This window comes from Falsibacillus pallidus, from assembly GCF_050990905.1.
In the GTDB taxonomy this organism is placed as follows: domain Bacteria; phylum Bacillota; class Bacilli; order Bacillales; family DSM-25281; genus Falsibacillus; species Falsibacillus pallidus_A.
Genome location: NZ_CP158866.1, coordinates 1,688,089 through 1,712,184, shown reverse-complemented (window position 1 = coordinate 1,712,184; position 24,096 = coordinate 1,688,089). Strand labels below are relative to the sequence as shown.

Below are 24,096 nucleotides of genomic sequence, written 5' to 3'. Positions count from 1 at the left end.
GTCCGGACATTCACTCATCCATGAAAGTCAACTGAACAAACTTCCTCTTTCCTGCCTGCAGTATCGTACCTTCCTTAATCTCTAAGTTTGTTTTTATTTCCTGTACTTTTTCTCCATTGACTTTAACCCCGCCGCCAGCGATCATTCTTCTTGCTTCACTTTTGGAAGGGAGCAAATTAAGTTCAACTAGTAAATCAATTAGCAGCAGTTCCTTTGGCCCTGTCCAGACAACAAGTGGGATTTCATCAGGAAGAGACCCTTTTTGAAAGACTGTCTTAAAATGCTTTTCAGCGGCAGCAGCAGCCTCTTCTCCATGGTACATCCGCACAAATGTACGGCTTAATAACATCTTGGCATCACGAGGATGGAGATTTCCTTCCGATAGCTCTGCCTTAATACGATGTTTTTCTTCCAGCGTCAAGTCCGTTGCCAGGTCGAAGTATTTCGTCATCAATTCATCCGGAATGGACATTGTTTTTCCGTACATATCATTTGGAGCGTCATCAATGCCAATGTAATTATGTTTAGATTTAGACATTTTTTCCACACCATCAAGTCCTTCTAAAAGCGGCAATAAGATGACTACTTGTTTCTCTTTCCCAAAATGCTCCTGCAGCTGGCGGCCCATCAGCACATTGAAATGCTGATCCGTCCCGCCAAGTTCCACATCACTTTCAAGCATGACAGAATCATACCCCTGCATAAGCGGGTAGAAGAATTCGTGCAGGGAAATCGGCTTTCCTTCTTCAAGCCTGTTTGAAAAATCATTGCGCTCGAGCAGCCTTGCCACTGTGACGCTTCCAGCTAAATGAATCACGTCCTCAAAATTCAGTCTGGAAAGCCATTTTGAATTATAGTGCAGTTCTACTTTACTCATATCCAGGACTTTGCCAAACTGTTCAAAATAGGTCTGTGCATTATGCTTCACTTCTTCATTTGTCAGCTGCTTCCTTGCCGTAGATTTCCCGGTAGGATCACCGATCTTTCCCGTGAAGTCTCCAATGATGAGCTGGATGATGTGCCCGTTTTCCTGAAACTGTTTTAATTTATTCAAGACCACAGTATGGCCGATATGGACGTCAGGTGCAGATGGATCCAGCCCGAGTTTGATTTTCATTGGAATTCCTGAAGCGATGGACTTGGCAATTTTCTCTTTCAACTCTGCTGCAGGGATGATTTCAGATACGCCGCTGCTATAGATGGCATATTGCCTCTCCAGCTCTTCCATCTGATTTTTGTTAAGTGTATCAATGATATTCCCCATCTTTCATTCCTCCTTTTTTCCATAAAAAAAACGCCCCTATATAAGGGACGTGGTCATTCTTCACGCGGTACCACCCTTGTTGAAAAAGAATCATCTTTTTCCGCTCAAAAGGGATAACGGTCCTGCCGTACTTGGCTACTGATCAATTCACCAAGAATGTTCCAGAAGGTAATTCACCATTATTTTTGCTCCGATTTCCACCATCCATCGGCTCTCTATGCCAGGGAAATAATTGGCTACTGACTTCTTTCGCTACATCATGATAATGAAATTATGAACATTTTATCCGAATGTTTTGTAAAAAACAAGAAAAATTTTCTAAATATATGTACAATAAAAGTCATTACATAAAATTTTGGAGTGAAAAAGATGAACCCTATCCTTATTGACTTCCCTTTTGAATTTACTACAGACCGGTTATTGATCAGATACCCGCTGCCGGGCGACGGAAAAGTAGTGCATGAGGCAATAATGGCTTCACTTAAGGAATTGAAGCCTTGGATGGCATTTGCCAATAAAGAGCAGTCCATTGAGGATGTCGAAGCAAATATCAGATCATCACATGCGGAATTTTTAGCAAGGAAAGATCTCCGTCTATTAGTATTTCTAAAAGAAACAGGAGAATTTATTGCTTCCTCCGGTCTGCACCGTATCAATTGGGAGATCCCCAAATTTGAAATCGGCTACTGGATTGATAGCCGATTCAGCGGCAAAGGCTACATGACAGAAGCAGTCGAAGGCATCACCGATTTTGCAAGGAGGGAATTAAAAGCAAAACGAATTGAAATTCGCTGTGATTCCAATAATGTAAGAAGCAGGGCCATTCCGGAGAGGCTAGGCTTCGAGCTGGAAGGAATCTTAAAGAATGACAGCCTCTCCATTGATGAGCAAACTCTCCGGGATACATGCATTTTCGCAAAAGTATATTAAATTAAAAAGCACATTCTGCCGTTTTTGACAAATGTCAAATGCAGAATGTGCTTTTTGCTAGTTTAATAGTTTCCCCATATAGTATTCATTAACAAATGTTCCGTTAATGAATAAAGAATCCTTCTTTGTCCCTTCAACTTTAAACCCCATTTTCTTATATAGTGCGACTGCCCGTCCATTCTCTGATACCACAGTCAATTCAAGGCGATGCAGCCCCTTGCTCCGTGCCCACTTTTCCATCTCAGCGAAAAACTCTGTCCCTAGGCCTTTTCCTGTAAATGCCTCATCAATTCCAATCACTAAGTAAGCGGAATGTCTATTTTTGTTGGCAGTTCCCCCAATGGCAAACATGTAGCCGATCAAATCCTCTTTTTCTTCAGCTATCAAGATGAGCAAATTAGATTGTTTTTCAACAGAAATAATTCTCTTTTCCAGCTGTTCTGCTGTCAGTGTCCTTTCCCCAGCCTCAAACATCATAAAATCAGATTGTCCGTCGACTCTCATCATTAATGCAGCTAAGTTCCCAGCATCCCTTACAGTTGCTTGTCTGATCAAAGAGCATATCTCCTTTTTAAAGTCTTCAAATGAAAAGAAGATTGGCTGCCCAATCTTCCCTACTTAATATGATCGGATACGAGCCGCCGATTCCGACAGGTGATTAAACGATGCATGGAGTTCTTCCATTCCTGCAGATGTTTCTTCCGTTGATGCTGCAATCTGATGAATGGATGAATTCATGTTCTCGATCACCTTTTGAATGTCTTGAAGCTGCAACCTGATGGTTTCTGCGGATTCTTTTGATTTCACCGCCATTTTCCTTATCTCTCCAGCCACGACTCCAAATCCTCTTCCATGCTGTCCTGCGCGGGCAGCCTCAATTGCAGCATTGATTCCTAAAAGATTTGATTGTGTTGCTATTTCATGGACGAACTGGAGTATGCCCTGTATGTTTTGAATGCTTTCTAACATCTTGGAAGACTCTTCACTCAAGTTTTGGATGGAAGCAGCAACTTCATTAGAGGCATCGGATACTTCACCGGTTGCATTGCTCATATGTATGACCGTTTCAGAGATTGACAGGGCTTCATTCCTCAAATTCTCATATTTCTCCAAACTGGAAATGACCCCCACCACACCGATAACTTTTCCACCTTCAAATACAGGTTCTGCCTTTGTAACATATGAAAACCCTAATAATTCCGGACCCCGTTCTTCCATTTGGCGCTTTCCGGTCCTTAACGCAATTTCGGAAACGGTGCCTTTAAACAATTCTACAGATTGCCCCGCCTTGAATGGTATCTTTACTTTATCACCAGGCAAGACTGCTCTTATATTTTCTGTATCAGCTACAACTATGCACACGTCTTCAACAAATGTGTTTTGAAATACATTTAAAGATTCTATGATGCTATCTAATTTTGACGTCATGAAATCATCCTCTCTCATACATTTTTATCGGATAATTTCAAACATTTTAAATAGTTTCCACCTTCATTCCTATGATAAATTTTATTGTGCATTTGTTTATGGCTGTCCACACCGGTTCCGGGTGATGCCCCTCTTCCACTTCACCAGTGAAATTTTTCTCTGTTACATCTTCAAAGTGTAGATTCATTTCCTAGCCTCCTCTTTCTTCTGTAAAGCATTTTTCGAAATCATTTTTATATTTTGCTGATACAACTCCCCATTTGACCACTGTAAATATTCATAGGGTATTTCATCCGAATAGGTATCTTCTTGCTTCATCAAAACAAATCTTTTTAAATAGTTCTTTAAAATACCCAAATGTTCTGCTGCTCCCACTTGTCCATGTCCAGGTACCGCTAATTGAATATTAAACTGTAGCACTGATTCAAGACTTTTTATCCAATTTTCCAAATTTGACTCTTCAAATAATGAAGGATGTGTTTCAACAAAAAGCAGATCCCCCATAAAAACTGTATGGTCATCAGGCAGATACAGAATACTGTCGCATATCGAATGTCCTGGTCCAAAGCAAATCAATTTCGCTCTTCTTTTTTGTCCGATAATTTCAAATTCAGCCTTAAAGGTACATGTTGGAAGAGTAAGTTTTAAACCAGGTAAAGATGATTCAATTTCCTTTAAGAAGGAAATTTTCTTGTCCATATTGTTTTTTTCGTTAGGATTGTCAATTGAGCAATGATTTTCCAGCAATGTTTTTATGTATTCTGAGAGCTCATCCATTCCGTCTTTTTGATTCTTTATACGGTCTGGATGTACCTTTTTCATTTGTTCAAATGTCCTGTGAGTAGAAACAATTTCTGCCTCTTTGAATACCTGATTCCCCCGAATATGGTCACCATGCCAATGACTATTGATTACCCAAGAAGGTTTTCTGCCTGTGAATTTCTCGGCAGCTGCTATTAAATCTTCTGCAGCCTGCTGTGTATTGAATGTGTCAAAAATGATGGTTTTATTACCTAAATCAACAAAACCGGCATTTCCGACAGCTCCACCTCCGTCTTTCGCTATAGCGGCAAAGATGCCCTCATTAATTTTATTCAATTCAAAGTGCTTCGAAAAGAATTCCATTTACCAATCGCCCCTTTAAACTTCCTAGTGATACCCTTACTCTCTTCCTTTACTAAATACGCTCAAAGCTCATCGATTCCTCCTCTCCCCTATAAATCCAAGGAAAATTATGTTAAAGTGTACCAATAGCTCATTAATTTCCAATTTGCAAAAAGGAGTACCGGAGATGCAATATAAAAAATTCTTTCTACTTCTGCCTTTCGCACTCATTCTTTGGGGAATTCTATTTATCTTTCTTCCAATCGATCAAAGGGGATGGCTTTTCATGCCGGCTTTGTTGCTTTGGGCGGTCTATTACTTATGGAAATATATTGATAGCCGGAAGGATATAAGGGAGCGAGGATAGAAGATGAATACCATTATTCTTTTACTCGGCCCAACAATAATGATCTTCATCGGGCTGAATCTTGCAGGGGATATCACATTGACGTTCAGTCTTTTTTACGGGTGGCTATTTCTTGTTCCTTTTCTAAATAGAAAAATATCTGCTGAAAACAAGCTTGCCACTTCTAAAAGAAACTCCGCTGCTGCAGGGGTTATAAGCGGCATTCTATGTATCTTGTTGATTTTCGGAAGCTGTTCTTTGTTTTTGAATACGTTCTTTGATTTGGATAGCCTGAGAGATGTATTGGATGAGTGGGATTTTTCGGGTAGGAATGCTGCGTGGCTCGTTCTTATCCTGATATTTATCAACCCTTTTTTAGAAGAATACTATTGGCGCAGCTATATGATGGATAAGCTTAGAAATAAATTCGGGAGCGGGAAAGCAATTTTGATCACTTCGGCATTTTACAGCCTTTATCATCTGCTTTCCCTGCTCCCAATGATGGAATGGCCTTATAATTTCATCGCTGTACTGCCTGTATTTGCTGCTGGTCTTCTCTGGGGTTATTTTCGACATCGATATCAATCGCTCATCGCCCCGATCATCAGCCATATCCTTGCTGACTTTGGGATCATGCTAGTGTATTTAATTTGGATTACCTAATAACATTAGCTTTATTAATCATTTTCCTCTTCCACAAATCGCTTTAATGCGGAAACCTTATTTTCCCAATAAAGTTCAAAGAATTGCAGCCATTTTTGCAGCTCTGTCAGCGGCTCAGGCTGCAGTGTGAATAACGTCTCCCTGCCGGATTTTCTTTCACTGACGAGCCCTGCCTCAGAAAGAATGCGTAAATGTTTAGCTACTGCTGTCCTGGAAATGGGGAAGTGGCTGCTGATTGAAGCAATGGACATCTCTTTCCCGCCAAGCATTTTCAACATCGATCTTCTCGTAGGATCTGCTACGGCCTGAAAGACATCAGGTTTTGCTTTCTCTGCACCCATATTACCGCTCTACATGGCTTCGGAGTTTTGGAAGAATGGAAAATTCCCAGCCTTTGGCCATATTTTCCTGAACCGCACGGTGAGGAGCTCCGAATTCTGTCACTTTATCTTCATCCCATCCTCCATGGACAAGTGTGAATTCCGTCTTTCCGTCCATTTCCTTCAGATGGAACTCTACGAACCAATCTTTTCCCCAATTGAATGATAAAAAATGCGGCGGATCGATTTTTGTTACCTTACATGGCGACATGCCGAATTGTGCTGCATTTAAATGAAATTCATGCCCTTCTACAGGTTCAAAATCATTCGGCATGAACCAGACCGCAATCCCTTCAGCTGTTGATACTGCCTTCCATACCTTTTCGATTGGCGCATTAAAAACTTCTTTCAATCTCACTTCATGTGCAATTCTTTCATCACCTTTTTCCATTTGAAACACCTCTATTTTTTAGATTTGACTTTTTCCTTTTCCCTGAACCTCAATGCCGACCAAGCTGCATCTACAGCTGCATTGCTGACAGGGCGAAAAATCGTCTCTTGCATCATTTTCTCTGCCAGGATGTCGCGGTTGAGATCTGTTTCTACTTTCTTTGAAGTTTTCTTAGGATAGGTAATCCAGAAAACGCCATCCCCTTTTAAAAGTGACAGTACTTTGGGAAGCCAGTCATTTAATTCGGAAGAGTTTTTTACATACAACTGAATAAAATCCAGCTCTTGTTCGTCTGTAACGGGTTCAAAATCAAGAGAATATCCTTCTGGCGCATTAAAAACCTTTGCTGCATATCCTTCTTTATACCTCAGCTTTTTAGCTAATTCGTTCATGAAATGACCCACCTCCGCAAAAATAAAACCAAATGGTTTCATATACAGAGTATATAATACCTTTTGGTTTTGTTTCAAGAATCAAGTTAATATTTTTTATTGAATATGAACAAATATCTCATGCTCTCCAAGAAACAATTTTTCCATCTCGTCTGTTTTAGCAAACCGAATGGCTTTTAACATAACCCCATTTCGAATCAGCTCTTCATATTCTGCTATGATCCGTCTGAATTCATTATCGGAATCTACATAAATCTCTATCCTCTGCTCTAACTGCAAATCCTTTTTCTTTCTCACATCCTGGATAAATCGTATGAAATCCCGAACCATCCCTTCTTCCAACAGTTTTTTAGAAACAGCCAAGTCCAGCATGACAGTGAAGTTGCTGTTGGTTGCATTCGAATCGCGATTCGATTGAATCTTTTTGTGCAAAATCACATCTTCATCCGTTAATTCAACTTCTTTTTTATCCTCCAAGACCATGTGGATTTTTCCTGAGTCCTTAAATTGATTGATATCAACCATTGAAAGTGACTGTAGACGATTTTTCACCTCGTTTAGGTCCTTGCCCAATTTAGGTCCCGCCGATTTAAAATTCAATTTCAATTCATAAGAGATCAACCCGCTTGAAGAATCCTCCCAGACGATTTTTTTGACATTCAGTTCATCCATGATAGTTTCTTCAAATTGACCAAGTGTCTCAAAATCCGACCGGGCAGGAATGATAGTCATTTTTGCCAAAGGCTGCTTCGTTTTGATTTGTGCAGAATTTCTGATGTTCCTGCCAAGCTCCACGATTTCAAGCACCTGGTTCATTTGTCTTTCTAACTTTTCATCTTTCCATTCCTTCCTGCTTAAAGGATAGTCAGTTAAGTGCACGCTGCTCCCCGTGAGAGAAAGATGAATTTCTTCTGAAGTGAACGGGATGAACGGGGCTGACAAACGGGCCAGATCCCTTAATACTGTGAAGAGCGTCTGGAATGCAGCTGCCTTATCGTTTGACATTCCTTCACTCCAAAATCTTTGCCTGTTTCTCCTGATGTACCAGTTGCTTGCCTCTTCTGCTAAGCGCCCAGCAGAACGGGCAGCTTCTGTTAAACGATATTCATCCATATCTGACTTCATTTTTTCTTTAGTGGTTTCAAGTCTTGATAAAATCCATTTATCCATTACAGAATAAGCTAACTCCCGCTCCTCATCTGGTTTAAACGAATCCATTTCAGCATACAGCGAATAGAAATTCAGCATACTCGACAACGTATCTATGAATTTAGACTTTGCTTCTTTAATATTCTGTTTTGAAAATCTCTTCTGATTCCATGGTGCACTATCCTCTATTAACGCCCACCTTAATGCGTCCGCTCCAAATTCCTTCATTAACTGGATCGGGTCAAGTGCATTCCCTTTGCTTTTGGACATTTTTTGCCCTTTTTCATCCAGCACATGCCCAGTCGCTAAAACCCTTTTATATGGAGCGGCTCCTTTATATAATACTGAAACCGCAAGCAGTGAATAAAACCAGCCCCTTGTTTGATCGATTCCTTCCGCTACCACATCTGCCGGAAACTGTTCTTCAAAAAGGTTTTGATTTTCAAAAGGAAAGTGATATTGTGCAAATGGCATGGATCCACTGTCGAACCATACGTCAATCACTTCAGGAGTTCGCTTCATCGTTTTCCTGCATGATGGACATTTAACTTGTAATTCATCTACGTACGGCTTATGCAGTTCCAATTGTTCCGTATGTTCCTCACAATTTTCAAGCAGCTCATTGATGCTTTTTGGTGAAAATTCCGTCTGGCATCCATCGCATTCCCAAACATTCAATGGTGTTCCCCAATAACGGCTGCGGCTTATATTCCAATCCACCATATTTTCAAGAAAATTGCCGAACCTTCCTTCCTTAATATGCTCGGGATGCCACTGAACACTTTGATTTTCTTTCAGCATCTGTTTCTTGACTGCCGTGGTCTTGATAAACCAGCTGTCTGAAGCATAATAAAGCAATGGGGAGTCGCATCGCCAACAGTGAGGGTAGGAATGTTCGTACTTTTCCTTAAGGAACAAAAGTCCTTTTTCATGAAGCATCTTCACAATGTCTACATCACAGTCTTTAACAAACCTGTCTGCTAAAGGCTCTACCTCTTCCGTATATTTCCCTTGTCTATCTACAACATGGACAAAGGATAATTGATTTTCCTGAACGGTCCGATAATCATCCTCCCCATAGGCTGGTGCGATGTGGACAATTCCTGTTCCGCTTTGCTCGGTTACAAAGTCCGCTTCTACAATGATATGCCCTTTATCTACATCGACGAAATCAAACGGCGGAACATAGGAATGACCTGCCAGCTCACTCCCTTTTATGACTTCAATCAGTTTATCGCCTTCTTTCATGAAACTGTTGACCCGAGCAGCCGACATAATCAGCACTTCATCCCGGGTTTGGACTTTTGCATAATCCAGATCTTTATTGACAGCTAAAGCCACATTGGCAGGTAAGGTCCATGGGGTCGTAGTCCAACCGAGCATATATTCATTACTTGTATTTTTCAGCTTGAATTTTACAGTCGCACTTAAATCTTTAACATCCTTATACCCTTGCGCCACTTCATGTGAGCTAAGTGAAGTCTGGCAGCAAGGACAATAGGGGGAAACCCGGTGGCCTTTATATAACAGGTTTCTTTGATGCAAGGTCCCAAGGATATGCCAAACCGATTCGATATATTCATTGCTCATCGTCAGATATGGATCATCCATGTCCACCCAGTAGCCTAAATCCCTCGTGAACTCTCTCCACTGCTTTTCGTAGGAAAAGACGCTCTCTTTACATTTCGCGATGAATTTCTCCACACCATACTCTTCAATTTCTTGCTTTCCTGAGATTCCCAGTTCTTTTTCCACACCCAGTTCGACAGGCAGTCCGTGGGTATCCCATCCTGCTTTCCTAATTACTTTTTTCCCTTGCATAGTCTGATAGCGGGCAACGATGTCCTTGAGTGTCCTCCCCAAAGCGTGCCCGACATGCGGAAGGCCGTTTGCTGTTGGCGGTCCTTCATAAAACACAAAAGAGTCCGCATCTTTTCTCTGTTCGATTGATTTTTGAAAAATCCTTTCTTTGTCCCAGTAATCCAACATTCTCTTTTCCATTTGTAGATTCGTTTCTTTACTTGAAGCCATCATAATCCTCCTTATTTTCTTGAAAAATAAAAAAACACCCATCCCTATCATTAGGGACGAGTGTTTACCCGCGTTACCACCCAAATTCTGCTTTCCACTGAAAGCAGCACTCTGTCAACGTACCATCATACGCGTTCCTTTTAACGGCGGACCTCCGTCAGGACTTACTTCATTCAGCCCAGCATCTCAGAGATGATTATTCCAATTGAATTCCACACCGGTTCCCACCACTCCGGCTCTCTGTTGAGGAATGACACAATTGTACTTGTTCTCTTCATCGACTTTTATTGAAATATTTGGTTTAGTATAATATGGTTTATTCTGGAATGCAAGGAAAAGTTCTCGATTTCTTCAGGAAAAAAGGTTGCTTTCTTTGTACTGACCTGTCAAGCTAGAGAAGAAGTTTTACTAGACATTGAAAAAGCAGGTGATCCTTATGATAGAAGTCAAAACATCCGAACTAAGCGACGGAGAATTTAATAGAGGCGTCTTCGCCACACAGGATATTAAAAAAGGGGAACTGATCCATGAAGCCCCTGTCATCGCCTATCCGAACCATGAGCATGTCCATATTGAAAAAACTCTTTTAGCAGACTATGCATTCGAATATGGGAAAAACCATACTGCGATGCTGCTCGGATATGGAATGCTGTTCAATCATTCCTATACGCCAAATGCCATTTATGAAATCAGCTTCGAAAAACACACATTCGATTTCTTTGCCTATAAGGATATAAAAGCGGGAGAAGAGATCCTGATTAATTATAATGGGGATGTAGATGATATGGACCCCCTTTGGTTCAATAAGGAATCCGAAGAAGAAAAATGAAGGTAAATGAAAGAGGCGCGTTTCTGGATGAAACGGGCCTCTTTTTCTTTATTGAGTTACATTCTTCGGAACATTGCGCATCATGCTTGTTGATGCGAAGCCGATATAAATCGATCCAAATGCAATTAAGAAGTGCAGGATATTATCTGCAAATAAGAAGATGATCCCTGCAAATTCGTGGGTGAACAACCCAAGAATCCCTACCAGTAAATAAATAAATCCAAAGATTTTGGCATAGGCCGCAGCCCTGGCTTCACTGGTTGTACAAATCAATGCAATGATCCCCGATAATAAGTGGACAATGTTATGCATCGGCGTCAAATGGAAGATACCGTCAAACCGTACGAAAAATCCGATAATACCAAGTAAAATGAATACAACGCCTAAAATGCCTACAAATTTTTTTGCCATCTTTATCCCTCCATTCTTTATATAGTGGCAAAGCCCTTATGTAACACAAGTTGATACTACATATATTCCTATATTTTCTATTCTTTAAACTATTACAGTAAAAAAAGCACCCAAAATTGGATGCCATCAATATGGAGCGTATGGTACATATGGGTATGGATACGGGTATGGAGGATAAGCCGGAACCGGATATGGTACTGCAGCTGGCGCGGTTGCAGCTGCTCCCAGGGCAACACCGGTCAATGTTCCTGCTGCAAAGCCTGCTGCAGGATTATATCCCCAGCCATGATAGCCTCCATGACCCCAATTTCCATCGTGCCCCCAATTGCCACCGCCGTGTCCCCACGTACTTCCATGCCCCCAAGTGGCATGACCTCCGCCGTGTCCCCAGCTGGCATGGCCGCCTCCACCATGTGCAGGTCTTGATTGTCGCTGGTTTAGAATAAACATTGCTATCACCTTCACCTTTCACCAGGATTTAATATCATATGTCACCTCTGGCAAAAGGGTTTTTCTATTTCAATTTAAAACAAATGCTTAAAAACAAAGTTAATCAGAAAAAGTATTATCGCAGCACAAAGATAAAGGCAAACCATAATAATAGGGAAGTAGTTGCTCCTATTTTGATTCGTCCTCTCTCCTGATGAAAAGAAGCTGGACAAAAACATGGGATCACAAATGTCCCATATCATTTTTCCCCTTTTGAATTTCGTTTCCACCACATTCATCCCCTTTTTTGCCGCGAAAATATTTTGAAACAACCATCCAAATCACAGAAATGATGATAAATGAAAAAATATATACGACCGGACTTATCTGCAGCCCAATTGCCCGGATGCTGGCAGAAGGTGTTGGAACCCCAGCTCTATAAGAAAACGCTTTCAAATATCCGTAAATGCTTATGATCAGAAAATAAAGAACGTGGATGAACAAGGAACCTTTGATCGCCTTTTGAAGTGCCAATCCCTTTTCCCCCTTTTATACTTCTTTTGGTAACTATTCGATGTATTCTGTTGAATCCCTTTAAAAAATTATTCTTTTACAACTATATATGAACTTCACTTGCCTATTTTCAATCTTTTTGTTATGCTAAGGAAGAATTATTTTTGTTCGGTATGTTGAGTGAAGAACAGCAATGCTTTTTCGCCTGGATATCATGATGAGCAAGAATAGTAATAAGATTGTGTGTTAAACGCACGAGGAGGCAACAATAATGGAAAACGGTAAAGTAAAATGGTTTAATGCAGAAAAAGGTTTCGGATTCATCGAGCGCGAAGGTGGAGAAGATGTATTCGTACATTTCTCAGCTATCCAAGGTGAAGGCTTCAAAACTCTAGAAGAAGGTCAAGACGTGACTTTCGAAGTAGAACAAGGTGCTCGTGGACCACAAGCAGCTAACGTTAATAAAGCATAATTAACGCTACAACACATATGAACAGACCCTGCTTGCAGGGTCTGTTCTTTTTTATTGGTTCTATAATATTTTATTTGACTTAGCTGCTTTTTCGGCTATAAACATAAAGAACCCCGTTCAGCGTTCGAACGGGGTATAAAAAGTAAAGCAAATGGTTTAATTCATTATATCATAAATCCCTCTTCCTTAATATAAATTCTTTGTGAAATTTTATACAAACTGTGAAGACGATCATACTCTCCCCGACTTCCATCACTCTTCTTCTACTAATTTTCCCATTAGAGTTTAATGTCTGTTCATATAGGATATAGCATAGCAATGGCGATTTTTGGTGCCATCCTGAATATATGAACAAGGGAGGAACTTGAAACATGAGCCAAGATCAAAATACAAATAGCAAGGACAGGCAGCTCGATGAATTCCGTTCGGATGACGAAGGAAAAAAATTAACCACCAACCAAGGGTTGAAAGTATCGGATACTGAACACTCCCTCAAGGCTGGCGAGCGAGGTCCTACATTAATGGAGGATTTCCATTTCAGGGAGAAGATGACCCATTTCGACCACGAGAGAATCCCTGAAAGGATTGTCCATGCCCGCGGATTTGCTGCACACGGCGAGTTTGAAGTTTATGAAAATATGAAAGAATTCACCAAGGCTGCATTTCTACAGGATCCTTCTGTTAAAACACCTGTATTTGTAAGATTCTCAACTGTTGCTGGATCTCGCGGCTCAGCAGATGCTGTTAGGGATGCACGTGGATTTTCCACAAAATTTTATACGCAGGAAGGAAACTATGATTTAGTAGGGAATAACATTCCGGTATTCTTCATTCAAGATGCGATAAAATTCCCCGACCTTGTTCATGCACTTAAGCCGGAGCCGCATAACGAAATGCCGCAGGCAGCTTCAGCCCACGATACATTTTGGGATTTCATCGCCAACAATACCGAGTCTGCTCATATGGTGATGTGGGCGATGTCAGATCGCGCCATTCCTAGAAGCTATCGCATGATGGAAGGGTTCGGTGTGCATACATACCGATTCATTAACGAAGAAGGCAAGGCACATTTTGTTAAATTTCATTGGAAGCCAAAGCTTGGCGTCCATTCCCTCGTTTGGGATGAAGCCCAAAGATTGAACGGAAAGGATCCTGATTTCCATCGCAGGGACCTTTGGGAATCGATTGAAAACGGCCAATACCCAGAATATGAATTGGGTGTTCAGTTAATCAAGGAAGAAGATGAATTCAAGTACGATTTTGATGTACTTGACCCGACAAAGCTTTGGCCGGAAGAAATCATCCCAGTCAAAATCGTCGGTAAGATGGTCTTGAATCGAAATGTGGATAATGTTTTCGCTGAAACGGAACAGGTAGCATTCCATCCTGGCCATGTAGTGCCAGGGATTGATTTTACGAATGACCCCCTTTTGCAAGGGCGCTTGTTCTCTTATACAGATACTCAATTGATCCGTCTTGGCGGACCGAATTTCCATGAAATCCCGATCAATCGGCCAGTATGCCCTTTCCATAATAACCAGCGTGATGGATACAACAGGATGACTATCAATAAAGGCCCGGTATCCTATCATAAAAATTCCTTGCAGAACAACGACCCCTCCCCTTCTTCTGAAAAAGAAGGCGGATATGTCCACTATCAAGAAAAAGTGGAAGGGCAAAAGATCCGGAATCGAAGCAAAAGCTTTGATGACCACTACTCACAGGCAAAATTGTTCTGGAATAGTATGTCAGATGTTGAAAAAGACCATATCATTAATGCATTCCGCTTCGAATTAGGGAAAGTAAAAAGCAGGGATGTCAAACAGCAGGTTGTCAATATGTTCAGCAATGTATGTACTTATCTTTCAGGTGAGGTTGCCAAAGGTCTAGGTTTGAAAGTCCCTGAAGATGCTTCCCCTTCCACAGAGGAAAGATCTTCAGAAGCACTTAGTCAAATGAACACTGTCAAAACAGCGAAAACAAGAAAAGTGGGCATACTCGTTGAAGATGGATTCCATTATGAAAATACAAATCAATTAATCAAAGCTTTAAACGATGCCGGTGCCGAAGCCGAGATCATCAGCAGCTCGCAAGGAAATGTCAAAGGCGGCAATGGAGAAGAAATGGAAGTCGACCAAACCTTCCTGACATGTGATTCCGTCCTGTATGATGGGATTTACCTTCCTGGAGGCAAGGATAGCATTGAATTCATTAAGTCCAACCGCGATGCAGTCATTTTCCTACAAGAAGCCTTTGGGCATTACAAAACAGTAGGAGCCTGCCATGAAGGTACAGAGCTTCTTTCTACCCTTGGAATGGTCGATTCGGCTGAAGATGGCGTCATCACACTAAAATCAGATGAGGATAATGACCATTTCTACAATTCATTTGTAGAAGCACTGAAAAAACACCGCCATTGGAACCGACAAATATAATAAAGCAAGAGCCTGGTCCGTTAATGGGCCAGGCTCTTTTTTGTCAAAAAAAAAATATATTAATTATTTTCTAAGCCATACCTTTCGATAGTCGATCTTCCCTCTTGCATTCATCATGACACCCCCGATTGAACCGTCATGAACCACTTTTTGTTTTATATGATAAAGGAGCAAGAACTGTCTTCTTTCAGCCAATTTCAGTTCCAGCTGATGCAATAATTCCTTCCTTTTTTCAAATGACGGCTCCATTCTGCAGGCATGGATACATTCAGAAACCATTTCTTTAGAAGCATCATCCAAATGGTTTTGGATAAACCCATTTTCCGATTGGTACATGTGAATTAATTCAATATCCGGCTGTGCACCTGCCACCTCTCCTGCCGCCAATAAATCTGCTTTTTGGAGAATTTCAGAGTTTGACAACTGAGTGATGGGCAGGATGGCGATCTCTATTCGAAGTCCCACAGATTCCAGCTGCTCTTTCAGCCACTGGACATTACTTTCATTGCTTGTCATTTCATAGGTATATAGGGAAAGAATTTCTCCTTGGTAACTGGACTCTTCCAACAGTTTTTGTGCGAATGAAAGATTTCCCTCTTCTTTGAATTGCTCTAAACTAATATCCGGAAAAAAACTGCTCGCAGGGATTTCCCTCATTTCTTTTAATTCAGAAATCATTTTTGTACGATTGATAGCCATATCAATTGCTTCCCTAATCGAAGGATCCTGTAAAACGCCTTTTTTCCTTAAATTCATACTTAAATAAACTGCACCAGTTTCAATGCCCGTCAATTCATTAAAATTCTTCTGTACCCCGTTTGATTCCCCATCATACAAAATATCTCCCTGATTGAACTGGTCCAATACCTTGGTCTGATTGTATTTAGGTACCACCCACATCTCCATCCCATCTAAGTGTGGCCTGCCATTAAAATACTCGTGATGGGATTGGAGCTTCATGATTGATTCATTATTTTCTGCTATTCGAAACGGCCCCGTTCCGATTGGATGGGATTGAAAGTCTCTTCTCTCAACCAGTTCATCCAAATCATTAGGAACAATTGAACAATATTCAGCGCATAATTCATGAGGGAAAAGGATGTTAGCTTCTTTCAATTTAAATTCAACTCTATAACTGCCCATGACTTCAATTTCCTCAATCATGTCATTTAATGGAGCTGCCGCGCCTAAGGTTTTTAATCGAGTAAACGTAAACTTTACATCCTCTCCAGTAAATGGTTTGCCATGATGGAACTTAACACCTTTACGGAGATAAAAGATCCATACCATGTGTTCATTTTTGCTTTCCCAAAAATGAGCAAGCTCCCCTTCCAATTGTTTTGTCCTTTCATTAAAAGAAGTCAATGTATTGAAAATCTGTCTGATGAAATCTGCTTCTGTACGTCGATGGACGAAAGCAGGATCCAAGTTTAATACCGGACGATAAAATGGGTAGCGGATAATATCCGATTGCTCTTCAGGTCGTGCACCAAAATGGGAGTACAGCCACTCTTCAAATGAAAATGCAGCTGGAGTTTCTATTTTTATCAACTGTAAGGCGGCAGAAATTTTCCCCTGTCGTACAAGCTCTTTTGCTTTTTCAGCATTCAATTCTTCCAGTGGCTTAATAAAACAGATTTTGGACTGATTCCCACGGCCTTTACCCGGAATCCACTTAATATATTGCAGCTCCACCAATTTCTTTATGAGGAACTGCGCGTTGCGAACCGTACAGTCCCATACATGTGCTACCTCCTCCATTCGCACTTCCTGAAACGTTCCTTCCGGTTGATTAAAGCTTTTTCTAAGTGCACGGTAATGTGACTTAACATCCATTTTATCCACCCCAAATGAAAAAGGCGAAATTTCACCATCGTTAACTTTCGCTTTTTCTTCTTCTTTTAGAAAAGTATAATTTTTTCCAACAGAACCGTAAAGAGGTGTAACAAAAATGATTGTTGTACAAAAGAAAAAAAGCGGGGCTTCAATATTATCTAAGAAGCAGCCCTCCATATGGCAAAATGCAAACTTTATCATCCTGCTGCTCTCAGGGGTCGTCATTGCATTCGGAAGTAAAATCTACGAACTCGCCCTTCCATTGATTTTATATCATGTGACGAATTCCCCAGTTGTCATGTCCCTTATGAAAGGAATCGAATTTTTGCCAAATTTATTTTTAGCCATGTTTATCGGAGTTTTTGTAGACCGCTCCAGGAAAAAAGCCTGGTCTCTTTGGACTGTATTTTTGCAGATCATCATATTATTTATCTTATTTTTCTCCATGGAGAATGGTACACCCCCACTGCTTCTCTTCTATGTATGCGGTTTTTTCCTTATGACCTGCAGCTATGCTTTTTTCAATGGACGTGCAAGCATTGTGAAGCTTGCTTTGCCAAATAAAATGCTGACAACAGCCAATGCTTCTTTCAATTTCATTTTTACTTTCATCGGAATTATGGGTCCTGCGATTACGGGGCTGATCCTAATGTTTTCATCACTTAACTCTGGCATTCTTCTTACGGCAGTTTCGTTCTCGATTGCCTTTGTGATTCTGCTTTTTTTGAAATTTGACGAGGTGCCTTCCATTGCATTACGGGAAGGGTTTTGGAAAGAATTTAAAGAAGGATGGATTGAACTTTACCGCAATCAAACTCTTTGGCTGATCACGATTACAGTCATTTTCATGAACTCGACTGCCGGCATGGTGGATACGACTGTCGTCTTCTATGCAAAAGACGTGATGAAGCTCTCAGATGCTGAATTGGGACTTCTTCTATCATTCGCAGGAATTGGAGGCCTGCTTGGAAGTTTAGCAATCGGACGCATCAGGCTGAAATGGAGAACAGGCGTCATTGTTTCCGTGTCAACGCTTCTTACCGGATTTACCTATCTGATGCTTTTTACGACGGAGAATTATATATGGACAGCAGCTGCAATCCTATTAAATGGCTTCCTTGGCACCATTAGTTCTGTCTGCATCTGGACTTTCAGACAAGAATCTACACCCCATCATTTAATCGGGCGGATCAGCGGAATTACAGGTTCTGTTTTTAAGCTAAGTATGCCATTTGCTATTTTTGCTTCTGGATGGATTTCGGAAATCTCACGTCCAGAGGTCGTCTTCCTGATTGCTTTTGCCGGCAACTTGGTTATTTTTCTTTTCTGCCGGTTCAGTGCATTATGGGCAAAATAAAAGGCTTGGGAAATCCCCAAGCCTTTTACTTATATTAGAATGATTTCGCTGCTTCTTTTGCGCGGGCAATAGCGTCAGCTTTGATTTCTTCTGCTTTATCCGGCATTGCATTGTGTCCTTCTACGAATAGACCTTCAAAGGATGGAACACCGAAGAATTGCATTAAGACAGTCAAATAGCGGTGGCCCATTTCCATTCCTGCTGCAGGGCCTTCTGAGTAAATGCCCCCGCGCGCTTGGATATGAATCGCTTTTTTATCTGTAAGCAGCCCAACAGGACCTTCTTGAGTATATTTGAATGTTTTCCCTGCCACTGCAACTGAATCAAGATACGCTTTCATCACTGGAGGGAATGAGAAATTCCAAAGAGGAGTGACAAAAACATATTTATCGGCAGCAACGAATTGTTCACTTAATTCAGCCAAGCGGCCAACTTTTGCCTGTTCTTCAGCTGAAAGTTCTTCGAATCCTTTGCCAGTTTGAAGTTTACCCCATCCGCTGAATACATCGGCATCAATGTGAGGAATGTTTTCATTGTATAGATCGATGTGGACAACCTCATCGCCTGCATTTGCTTCTTTATAAGAATCAATGAATGCTTTCCCGACAGCCATGCTGTAAGATTGAGTGTCATCGTGTGGATGTGCTGTGATGTATAAAACTTTAGCCATAATAAAAAACCGTTCCCTTCTCGTTGAGTTTAGTCATTTTAGTTTGCGGAATCAAACTAAAAATCATTCTTTATCTCGAATTAAGTTATTTTTAATTCAAGGTAATTATATAAACCTTTTTTCAGAATTTCAACATATATGCTCATTAAAATAAAAAAGGATTTGCCAAAGGACAAATCCATGCTTACTGTTTCTATTATTTATGCCCTTCGAATGGGTTGCCGGTGATGTTTTTTCTTCCTTCTGGAGTCAACTCAAACAACTCCACTTCTTCTGCCGCTTCCATTGAATGAATGCTGCCGTCAAAATGCATCGGTTTATTTTCAGACACACTTCTCACCTCCTGGTTCAATAGTCATAGTATTTACTACTATTTTACTAATTAATTCAGGAAGTTCCTAGATTATTTTTTAAAAAATCAAAAAATTCATTTTTTAACCTTATCTATTGACTGGAAATAAGCCTCAATTTCTTTTTTATTTTTCAATTCAATGATGGTTTTTTCGTCACCATGGGATTGAAATGCAGCAAATCTCTTTTTCATATTCACTTTTCTCGGATGGTAGGTAGTCCAGATGAATTTCAAAAATGCCCAATCAAGTTTCTCTTTGCAGTCAGTTCCAAGATCAGGCCTCGTCCTCCCAATATTCTTAAGAAACCGCTTGAAGACACGGTAAAGACAGACATACCTAGGCAATTCTAAATATATGATGGTATCTGCCTGCTCCGCTCTCATATCATATGTAGCTGTATAATTGCCTTCAATGATCCATTGATTGTGCTTAACGATTTCTTCCTGCGCTCCCCTAAACTCTTCCGGTGCAGCCTGTACCCATCCTGGCTTCCAAAAGTGGCGGTCTAAGTGATGGACCGGAATGTCCAGCCTCTCTCCAAGTCTTTTGGCAAATGTCGACTTTCCGACTCCTGCACTTACTCCTACTACCATAATTTTTTTCATATGAAGCAGCCCCCTTTTCAAGACTCGTTTTTCCATTATAAGCCAAAATGATAATAGGAGGAAGATATTTTTATCAAATTAATATATCCCCCTCTTTCCCATACATGCTACAATCGTAATGGCAAACTGTTAGAACAAAGGTGGAAAAACATATGGCAAAGTTATATACGGCATTACTGACACTAAGCTTCATTTGGGGCTTATCATTTGTATTCATCAAATGGCTATCGGATTTCGGAGGGGTATGGGGAACGGTTTTTATTCGCTGTATGGCTGGTGCATTGATCATGCTGCCCCTTCTTTACATCAAACGAAAAGAGATCATTAAACCGATTCCTTGGAAATCGCTCATCATCGTAGGAGTTCTTAATTGCGGGCTGCCCTGGGGACTGATTGCCTTAAGTGAAACAACAATCAACAGTAGTACTGCTGCTGTATTAAATGCACTCACGCCAATATGTACCGGGCTTATTGGATTCGCCTTTTTTTCAACCGTCCTCTCTAAAAGACAATGGATTGGAATCATTATTGGATTTTTAGGCATTTTAGTGCTGATGGGCGGGCAAATAAAGGCATTGCATGGGTTTCACATTATCGGCATTGGAACGATGCTTGCTGCCACAATCTGCTATGGTTCCGCATCTCAATATACAAAACATTTTCTAAATGGAGCCAGTATTGTTTTGATCACCGCGGTCTCTCTGTTGACTGGTGCATTGATTGGACTCTTTGGGATGATTTTTTCCGGTTCAGACATACTTGTGCATGCTATTACAAAAGAAGTGATCCTCGCCACAATCGGGCTTGGGTGCTTTGGATCAGGGATCGCCACTCTTTTATATTTTTATATCATGAAAAAAGCCGGACCCGAATTTGCTTCAACTGTAACCTACATCGTACCAGCTTCGGCCATGATATGGGGATATGTCCTTTTGGGAGAAACGATTTCGCTTAATTTAATCATCGGCCTGCTCATCATCTTTATAGGCATCGTCCTCACAACCAAGAAGAACAAGAAAGTCAGCGAACAAATAGCTGCGTAATGAAAAAAAGACCTTTAAGGTCTTTTTTTCATTTTTCTTTTTCTAGTTTTTCAATGATGGCATTCCCATTTTCGCTTACTCGGATATATGCAGCCTGATTTTCGTTTTGTAAGTTCTGTCCGGTTTTCTCCGGAACGAAATACGACTCTATTCCATAGGTGACATTTTGCCAGCCGTCATAGCGGCCATTGATAATGACATCGCCCTGCATTTTTTTGTAGGGGCGGTTCCATTTTCCGTTATGCTCGTAATAACCCCCGTACTCATAGTACCCTTCCATTCCTTTACGGAGGACCACCTTGACTTTTTCCCGTTTATGAATTTGCTGCGCAATATCCGGAATGACAGAAATTCGATAGTGAAGCTGGATATAATCTCCCTGCATCATGGACCTTGGATCGACAGGTGCGAATGATAGCTTTATCATTTGACCATTTTTAAGCAGATTTTCATTTGCTGCCCCTTGATAGCTGATGATTCCAATTTGCAGAAGAATTACAGCTAGTATAGCCGGCCATTTTGTTTTCACAAGCTGCTTCTGCCCTTCATCCCTCTCATTCTTGCGATCAAAAATAACAGAGCATACGATAAACAGAATTCCTACTATCGCAAAAAATATGGACTTATTCAATAATTCCCAAGCTAAATCATAATATTTGTAGCCAATAAATAAAAACCAGAAAATGATTGCTATATACCACTCCACTACCAGCTGATTCCTATTCGCATACCAGACCATCGCTGTAGCTGCGGCAAAATAAAGAACATTATAGATCAAATATAGTGCAAAAGGGATATCATTCAGCATGGCAAGTGACAGAAAGTAAGCAAAGGCCACTCCGAATGCCGTCCACCGCGTTTCTTTCAAAGCAATCTTCCACTGATAAAACAGCCCGTTTAAAACGAGGAATGTAATCCCAGCGTATTGGAATTCATGCGTCCAATTTCGCAATAGCATAAACGCGGTCAGATTGAGAAGCAAAAATTGCATAACCTGTATCCCCGGAACTTTTATTTTGAACATCCCAAACAACAAAACGGCTAATAATATCCATTCATAATAGATGTGTTCATTAAATGCCGCAGCCAAAAACTGGATGGCATATCCAGTTGAAAGCATCGTATAACGAACTGGCGGGGGCCATTTAAAGAATAGAGATGGAATCACAAGCAGCACCAATGCAGAGAAGAATAAAAATGTAACGTTCAAACTCCCTGTCAATAAGGAGATCAATCCTATGATGGCAGACACTGCAAAAATTGTAGCGACGAATGTAACGCAGATAATCAATACATTACGGAAAAAAGCATTCATTGGATGGGTGCTGATATATTTCAGCAAAAGAACAGCGCCAAATACCAATAATGCAGAAAAACCCAGCAGCAGGAATAAGAAAAGTTCCTGGAAAAATTCAGCCATTAGTTCAATTCCTTTAGCGAAGACATAACCAGCCGCAGCTGCCCCTAAAATAAACAAGACTCCCTTTTCCAATTTAATCTTTATAAAATAATAAAAAGCTCCTCCAAGAATCAAAAGGTAAACCAGATTCATCATCCAAGCCAATGAATGGAATTCATGAACCGTGGTCAAGTAGATTGCAGTGATATGAAATAGAATGAGTGAAGCATACAAAATAAAGTTTGAATGAATCCATTGTTTATAAGTGCATAAGAAAAGAATCAGGTTCGCTCCGGCTAAAACCAGGTAAAGAAAGAATTCCTGGGTGTTCGACCATCCCATTTCATAGCCGGGAGGCGATACAAAAGATAAAAAAGCCAAATGACCAAGTACGAAACATAAAATATAAAATGGCTGATATCTGGTAATGGCCGCCAGAAGAAGCGATGGAATCAGCCATACAATGAACAGCCAATAGCTGTCTGCATGGGAGTTATAAACCTGGCCGATCAGGGCTGCTGAAACCCCAAAGGAAACCGCTGAAGCAACAAGGATCCAGTTGCTTAAAAACGGATGCTTCGCCACCCGTTTACCCAGGATAAACGAAACCGCATACATGAACACCATTAACAGGAGGCTTAATATAACCTTCTCCAAGCGCTCCATCCCCTGCCAATTCGACGCAAAAAAATAAAAAATGCTTGCCAGCACAAGTGTAATCCCAAATAAGTAACCTGTCTGCACAAACCTGAGCTGCTTCATCCCTTTCATCCCCCTAATGATTCTTTCTATATAAATTCCCTTTTCAAGTACAGATTCCTTTTTTCATATATATGACGAAAAAAACAAAGCAGACGTTACCGATATGATTCTCCTTCATTATGTTATAATTTCTTTATTGGAATAATTTGGAGGGGCAAAAGGACTATGGTGCTTATACGAAGAGAATCATTAAAAGAGTTTTTATCGCTTTATCCGATTACAGCCATTATTGTTTTCTTGAACACAATGGTAATATCGACAACGACAATGATTGGAATTTTTGACAACCACTTCTCTGTTTTCCAATGGGGAGGCATTTCAAGAGATGGGATTGAGCAAGGCGAGTATTATCGATTGATCTCAAACGCATTCTTGCATGGCGGAATTTTTCATTTTGCATCAAACATGCTATTCACTATTTTATTAGCTCCATACATTGAGAAACTGTTGGGGAAGTTTATTTTTATTCTATTCTTTTTTGCGGCCATTTTAGCAACACCGTTATATGAAATCATTTATACTAATGAAATTTCTGTTGGTGAATCCGGTTTTGGCTTCGCATTATTCGGTTTCTACTTGTTTCTGGTATTGTTCCAGAAAGAATGCTTAGATAAAGATTCAAGAGTGTCAGTCATTATCTTCATGGCAATCGGCTGGATCGCTTCTTTCATTTTTCCACATGTCAGTATTTCTGGACATGCCTGCGGATTTGCAGCTGGATTTCTTGCAGCCCTTTTCACGAAAAATCTGCGTAAAATCAGCCAAATCAATAATGCTGTGCCCATGTAGCAATTAATAGATGCCAATAATGCAATCGTATTCAAAGGTACTGCAGACATTCTAGCATGATATAGACAGAATTTCACATACTACAAAGAGATGCTTTAATCACTGGAGGTCCCTG

At 40.6% G+C, this 24,096-nt stretch carries 25 protein-coding genes and 2 other annotated features; of the genes, 8 read left to right on the top strand and 17 right to left on the bottom strand.

Annotated elements, in window-relative coordinates; genetic code table 11:
- Positions 1-10: 10 nt before the first annotated feature.
- On the bottom strand, positions 11-1,264 hold the full coding sequence (tyrS, locus tag ABTV07_RS08990) for a tyrosine--tRNA ligase (RefSeq protein WP_433750226.1): 1,254 nt from the start codon (positions 1,262-1,264) through the stop codon (positions 11-13).
- A 40-nt stretch (positions 1,265-1,304) separates the two neighbouring features.
- Positions 1,305-1,526, bottom strand: a binding site (T-box leader).
- A 107-nt stretch (positions 1,527-1,633) separates the two neighbouring features.
- Here tyrS and ABTV07_RS08985 point away from each other — a divergent pair.
- On the top strand, positions 1,634-2,194 hold the full coding sequence (locus ABTV07_RS08985) for a GNAT family N-acetyltransferase (protein ID WP_433750223.1): 561 nt from the start codon (positions 1,634-1,636) through the stop codon (positions 2,192-2,194).
- Positions 2,195-2,251: 57 nt separating this feature from the next.
- Here the strand turns inward: ABTV07_RS08985 and ABTV07_RS08980 are convergent, their stop codons facing one another.
- The 4 genes from ABTV07_RS08980 to ABTV07_RS08965 all read right to left on the bottom strand — a co-directional run bounded on the left by ABTV07_RS08980 (position 2,252) and on the right by ABTV07_RS08965 (position 4,747).
- Positions 2,252-2,749: an N-acetyltransferase family protein gene (locus ABTV07_RS08980; protein ID WP_433750221.1), complete on the bottom strand. Its 498-nt coding sequence runs from the start codon at positions 2,747-2,749 to the stop codon at positions 2,252-2,254.
- Between the two features lie 63 nt (positions 2,750-2,812).
- Complete coding sequence (locus tag ABTV07_RS08975; protein WP_433750218.1) at positions 2,813-3,622, bottom strand: methyl-accepting chemotaxis protein; 810 nt, start codon at positions 3,620-3,622, stop codon at positions 2,813-2,815.
- Positions 3,623-3,668: 46 nt separating this feature from the next.
- Positions 3,669-3,809 (bottom strand): hypothetical protein, encoded by a 141-nt coding sequence (locus ABTV07_RS08970; RefSeq protein WP_433750215.1) that lies wholly within the window; start codon positions 3,807-3,809, stop codon positions 3,669-3,671.
- Positions 3,806-4,747: an MBL fold metallo-hydrolase gene (locus ABTV07_RS08965; protein WP_433750212.1), complete on the bottom strand. Its 942-nt coding sequence runs from the start codon at positions 4,745-4,747 to the stop codon at positions 3,806-3,808. The genes ABTV07_RS08970 and ABTV07_RS08965 overlap by 4 nt, the downstream gene beginning before the upstream one ends.
- 349 nt (positions 4,748-5,096) lie before the next feature.
- On the opposite strand from ABTV07_RS08965, the gene ABTV07_RS08960 reads away from it, so the two are divergent.
- Positions 5,097-5,735: a CPBP family intramembrane glutamic endopeptidase gene (locus ABTV07_RS08960; protein WP_433750209.1), complete on the top strand. Its 639-nt coding sequence runs from the start codon at positions 5,097-5,099 to the stop codon at positions 5,733-5,735.
- A gap of 14 nt (positions 5,736-5,749) precedes the next feature.
- Here the strand turns inward: ABTV07_RS08960 and ABTV07_RS08955 are convergent, their stop codons facing one another.
- The 4 genes from ABTV07_RS08955 to ileS all read right to left on the bottom strand — a co-directional run bounded on the left by ABTV07_RS08955 (position 5,750) and on the right by ileS (position 10,078).
- The gene (locus tag ABTV07_RS08955; protein WP_433750207.1) at positions 5,750-6,076 is read right to left on the bottom strand and encodes an ArsR/SmtB family transcription factor; all 327 of its coding nucleotides are present in this window, start codon (positions 6,074-6,076) and stop codon (positions 5,750-5,752) included.
- Between the two features lies 1 nt (position 6,077).
- Positions 6,078-6,506: an SRPBCC family protein gene (locus ABTV07_RS08950; protein ID WP_433750204.1), complete on the bottom strand. Its 429-nt coding sequence runs from the start codon at positions 6,504-6,506 to the stop codon at positions 6,078-6,080.
- 11 nt (positions 6,507-6,517) lie between these two features.
- A complete protein-coding gene (locus ABTV07_RS08945) occupies positions 6,518-6,898 on the bottom strand; it encodes a hypothetical protein (protein ID WP_433750202.1) in 381 nt (126 codons plus the stop codon).
- Positions 6,899-6,994: 96 nt separating this feature from the next.
- The gene (gene ileS / locus ABTV07_RS08940; RefSeq protein ID WP_433750199.1) at positions 6,995-10,078 is read right to left on the bottom strand and encodes an isoleucine--tRNA ligase; all 3,084 of its coding nucleotides are present in this window, start codon (positions 10,076-10,078) and stop codon (positions 6,995-6,997) included.
- Positions 10,079-10,127: 49 nt separating this feature from the next.
- Positions 10,128-10,365, bottom strand: a binding site (T-box leader).
- Positions 10,366-10,514: 149 nt separating this feature from the next.
- On the opposite strand from ileS, the gene ABTV07_RS08935 reads away from it, so the two are divergent.
- Positions 10,515-10,907, top strand: coding sequence for an SET domain-containing protein (locus tag ABTV07_RS08935; protein WP_433750196.1), 393 nt, complete (start codon positions 10,515-10,517; stop codon positions 10,905-10,907).
- Between the two features lie 48 nt (positions 10,908-10,955).
- Here the strand turns inward: ABTV07_RS08935 and ABTV07_RS08930 are convergent, their stop codons facing one another.
- The 3 genes from ABTV07_RS08930 to ABTV07_RS08920 form a co-directional block, all read right to left on the bottom strand.
- Entirely contained in the window at positions 10,956-11,318 is a 363-nt protein-coding gene (locus ABTV07_RS08930) for a DUF4383 domain-containing protein (RefSeq protein ID WP_433750193.1), read from the bottom strand.
- A gap of 126 nt (positions 11,319-11,444) precedes the next feature.
- A complete protein-coding gene (locus ABTV07_RS08925; RefSeq protein ID WP_433750190.1) occupies positions 11,445-11,768 on the bottom strand; it encodes a hypothetical protein in 324 nt (107 codons plus the stop codon).
- A gap of 222 nt (positions 11,769-11,990) precedes the next feature.
- A complete protein-coding gene (locus ABTV07_RS08920; protein ID WP_433750188.1) occupies positions 11,991-12,281 on the bottom strand; it encodes a hypothetical protein in 291 nt (96 codons plus the stop codon).
- Positions 12,282-12,531: 250 nt separating this feature from the next.
- On the opposite strand from ABTV07_RS08920, the gene ABTV07_RS08915 reads away from it, so the two are divergent.
- Both ABTV07_RS08915 and ABTV07_RS08910 read left to right on the top strand, forming a co-directional pair.
- Positions 12,532-12,732 carry a cold-shock protein gene (locus ABTV07_RS08915; protein WP_433750185.1) on the top strand — a complete coding sequence of 67 codons (201 nt, stop codon included), beginning with the start codon at positions 12,532-12,534 and terminating at the stop codon, positions 12,730-12,732.
- 371 nt (positions 12,733-13,103) lie between these two features.
- Positions 13,104-15,167 (top strand): catalase, encoded by a 2,064-nt coding sequence (locus ABTV07_RS08910; protein WP_433750182.1) that lies wholly within the window; start codon positions 13,104-13,106, stop codon positions 15,165-15,167.
- A gap of 63 nt (positions 15,168-15,230) precedes the next feature.
- Here ABTV07_RS08910 and ABTV07_RS08905 read toward each other — a convergent pair whose 3' ends face one another.
- Positions 15,231-17,003, bottom strand: a complete 1,773-nt coding sequence (locus tag ABTV07_RS08905) for an ABC transporter substrate-binding protein (protein ID WP_433750180.1) — start codon at positions 17,001-17,003, stop codon at positions 15,231-15,233.
- Between the two features lie 115 nt (positions 17,004-17,118).
- On the opposite strand from ABTV07_RS08905, the gene ABTV07_RS08900 reads away from it, so the two are divergent.
- On the top strand, positions 17,119-18,360 hold the full coding sequence (locus ABTV07_RS08900; protein WP_433750177.1) for an MFS transporter: 1,242 nt from the start codon (positions 17,119-17,121) through the stop codon (positions 18,358-18,360).
- A 34-nt stretch (positions 18,361-18,394) separates the two neighbouring features.
- Here ABTV07_RS08900 and ABTV07_RS08895 read toward each other — a convergent pair whose 3' ends face one another.
- The 3 genes from ABTV07_RS08895 to ABTV07_RS08885 form a co-directional block, all read right to left on the bottom strand.
- Entirely contained in the window at positions 18,395-19,030 is a 636-nt protein-coding gene (locus ABTV07_RS08895; RefSeq protein WP_433750175.1) for an FMN-dependent NADH-azoreductase, read from the bottom strand.
- 196 nt (positions 19,031-19,226) lie between these two features.
- The gene (locus tag ABTV07_RS08890; RefSeq protein WP_433750172.1) at positions 19,227-19,361 is read right to left on the bottom strand and encodes a hypothetical protein; all 135 of its coding nucleotides are present in this window, start codon (positions 19,359-19,361) and stop codon (positions 19,227-19,229) included.
- Between the two features lie 96 nt (positions 19,362-19,457).
- Positions 19,458-19,988 carry a topology modulation protein gene (locus tag ABTV07_RS08885; RefSeq protein WP_433750169.1) on the bottom strand — a complete coding sequence of 177 codons (531 nt, stop codon included), beginning with the start codon at positions 19,986-19,988 and terminating at the stop codon, positions 19,458-19,460.
- Between the two features lie 152 nt (positions 19,989-20,140).
- Here ABTV07_RS08885 and ABTV07_RS08880 point away from each other — a divergent pair, with 152 nt between their 5' ends.
- The gene (locus ABTV07_RS08880; protein WP_433750166.1) at positions 20,141-21,031 is read left to right on the top strand and encodes a DMT family transporter; all 891 of its coding nucleotides are present in this window, start codon (positions 20,141-20,143) and stop codon (positions 21,029-21,031) included.
- Positions 21,032-21,059: 28 nt separating this feature from the next.
- Here the strand turns inward: ABTV07_RS08880 and ABTV07_RS08875 are convergent, their stop codons facing one another.
- Entirely contained in the window at positions 21,060-23,192 is a 2,133-nt protein-coding gene (locus tag ABTV07_RS08875) for a GDYXXLXY domain-containing protein (RefSeq protein ID WP_433750163.1), read from the bottom strand.
- 165 nt (positions 23,193-23,357) lie between these two features.
- Here ABTV07_RS08875 and ABTV07_RS08870 point away from each other — a divergent pair, with 165 nt between their 5' ends.
- Positions 23,358-23,981 (top strand): rhomboid family intramembrane serine protease, encoded by a 624-nt coding sequence (locus ABTV07_RS08870; RefSeq protein ID WP_433750160.1) that lies wholly within the window; start codon positions 23,358-23,360, stop codon positions 23,979-23,981.
- Positions 23,982-24,096: the final 115 nt, after the last annotated feature.

Bases quoted from the DNA above. Each gene is read 5' to 3' on its own strand.
- ABTV07_RS08880 (WP_433750166.1), top strand. From the start codon at position 20,141: ATGGCAAAGTTATATACGGCATTACTGACACTAAGCTTCATTTGGGGC.
- ABTV07_RS08875 (WP_433750163.1), bottom strand. From the start codon at position 23,192: ATGAAGCAGCTCAGGTTTGTGCAGACAGGTTACTTATTTGGGATTACA.
- ABTV07_RS08925 (WP_433750190.1), bottom strand. From the start codon at position 11,768: ATGTTTATTCTAAACCAGCGACAATCAAGACCTGCACATGGTGGAGGC.
- ABTV07_RS08960 (WP_433750209.1), top strand. From the start codon at position 5,097: ATGAATACCATTATTCTTTTACTCGGCCCAACAATAATGATCTTCATC.
- ABTV07_RS08915 (WP_433750185.1), top strand. From the start codon at position 12,532: ATGGAAAACGGTAAAGTAAAATGGTTTAATGCAGAAAAAGGTTTCGGA.
- ABTV07_RS08985 (WP_433750223.1), top strand. From the start codon at position 1,634: ATGAACCCTATCCTTATTGACTTCCCTTTTGAATTTACTACAGACCGG.
- ABTV07_RS08900 (WP_433750177.1), top strand. From the start codon at position 17,119: ATGATTGTTGTACAAAAGAAAAAAAGCGGGGCTTCAATATTATCTAAG.
- ABTV07_RS08970 (WP_433750215.1), bottom strand. From the start codon at position 3,809: ATGAATCTACACTTTGAAGATGTAACAGAGAAAAATTTCACTGGTGAA.
- ABTV07_RS08945 (WP_433750202.1), bottom strand. From the start codon at position 6,898: ATGAACGAATTAGCTAAAAAGCTGAGGTATAAAGAAGGATATGCAGCA.
- ABTV07_RS08975 (WP_433750218.1), bottom strand. From the start codon at position 3,622: ATGACGTCAAAATTAGATAGCATCATAGAATCTTTAAATGTATTTCAA.
- ABTV07_RS08905 (WP_433750180.1), bottom strand. From the start codon at position 17,003: ATGGATGTTAAGTCACATTACCGTGCACTTAGAAAAAGCTTTAATCAA.
- ABTV07_RS08955 (WP_433750207.1), bottom strand. From the start codon at position 6,076: ATGGGTGCAGAGAAAGCAAAACCTGATGTCTTTCAGGCCGTAGCAGAT.
- ileS (WP_433750199.1), bottom strand. From the start codon at position 10,078: ATGGCTTCAAGTAAAGAAACGAATCTACAAATGGAAAAGAGAATGTTG.
- tyrS (WP_433750226.1), bottom strand. From the start codon at position 1,264: ATGGGGAATATCATTGATACACTTAACAAAAATCAGATGGAAGAGCTG.
- ABTV07_RS08965 (WP_433750212.1), bottom strand. From the start codon at position 4,747: ATGGAATTCTTTTCGAAGCACTTTGAATTGAATAAAATTAATGAGGGC.
- ABTV07_RS08930 (WP_433750193.1), bottom strand. From the start codon at position 11,318: ATGGCAAAAAAATTTGTAGGCATTTTAGGCGTTGTATTCATTTTACTT.
- ABTV07_RS08910 (WP_433750182.1), top strand. From the start codon at position 13,104: ATGAGCCAAGATCAAAATACAAATAGCAAGGACAGGCAGCTCGATGAA.
- ABTV07_RS08885 (WP_433750169.1), bottom strand. From the start codon at position 19,988: ATGAAAAAAATTATGGTAGTAGGAGTAAGTGCAGGAGTCGGAAAGTCG.
- ABTV07_RS08870 (WP_433750160.1), top strand. From the start codon at position 23,358: ATGGTGCTTATACGAAGAGAATCATTAAAAGAGTTTTTATCGCTTTAT.
- ABTV07_RS08895 (WP_433750175.1), bottom strand. From the start codon at position 19,030: ATGGCTAAAGTTTTATACATCACAGCACATCCACACGATGACACTCAA.
- ABTV07_RS08950 (WP_433750204.1), bottom strand. From the start codon at position 6,506: ATGGAAAAAGGTGATGAAAGAATTGCACATGAAGTGAGATTGAAAGAA.
- ABTV07_RS08935 (WP_433750196.1), top strand. From the start codon at position 10,515: ATGATAGAAGTCAAAACATCCGAACTAAGCGACGGAGAATTTAATAGA.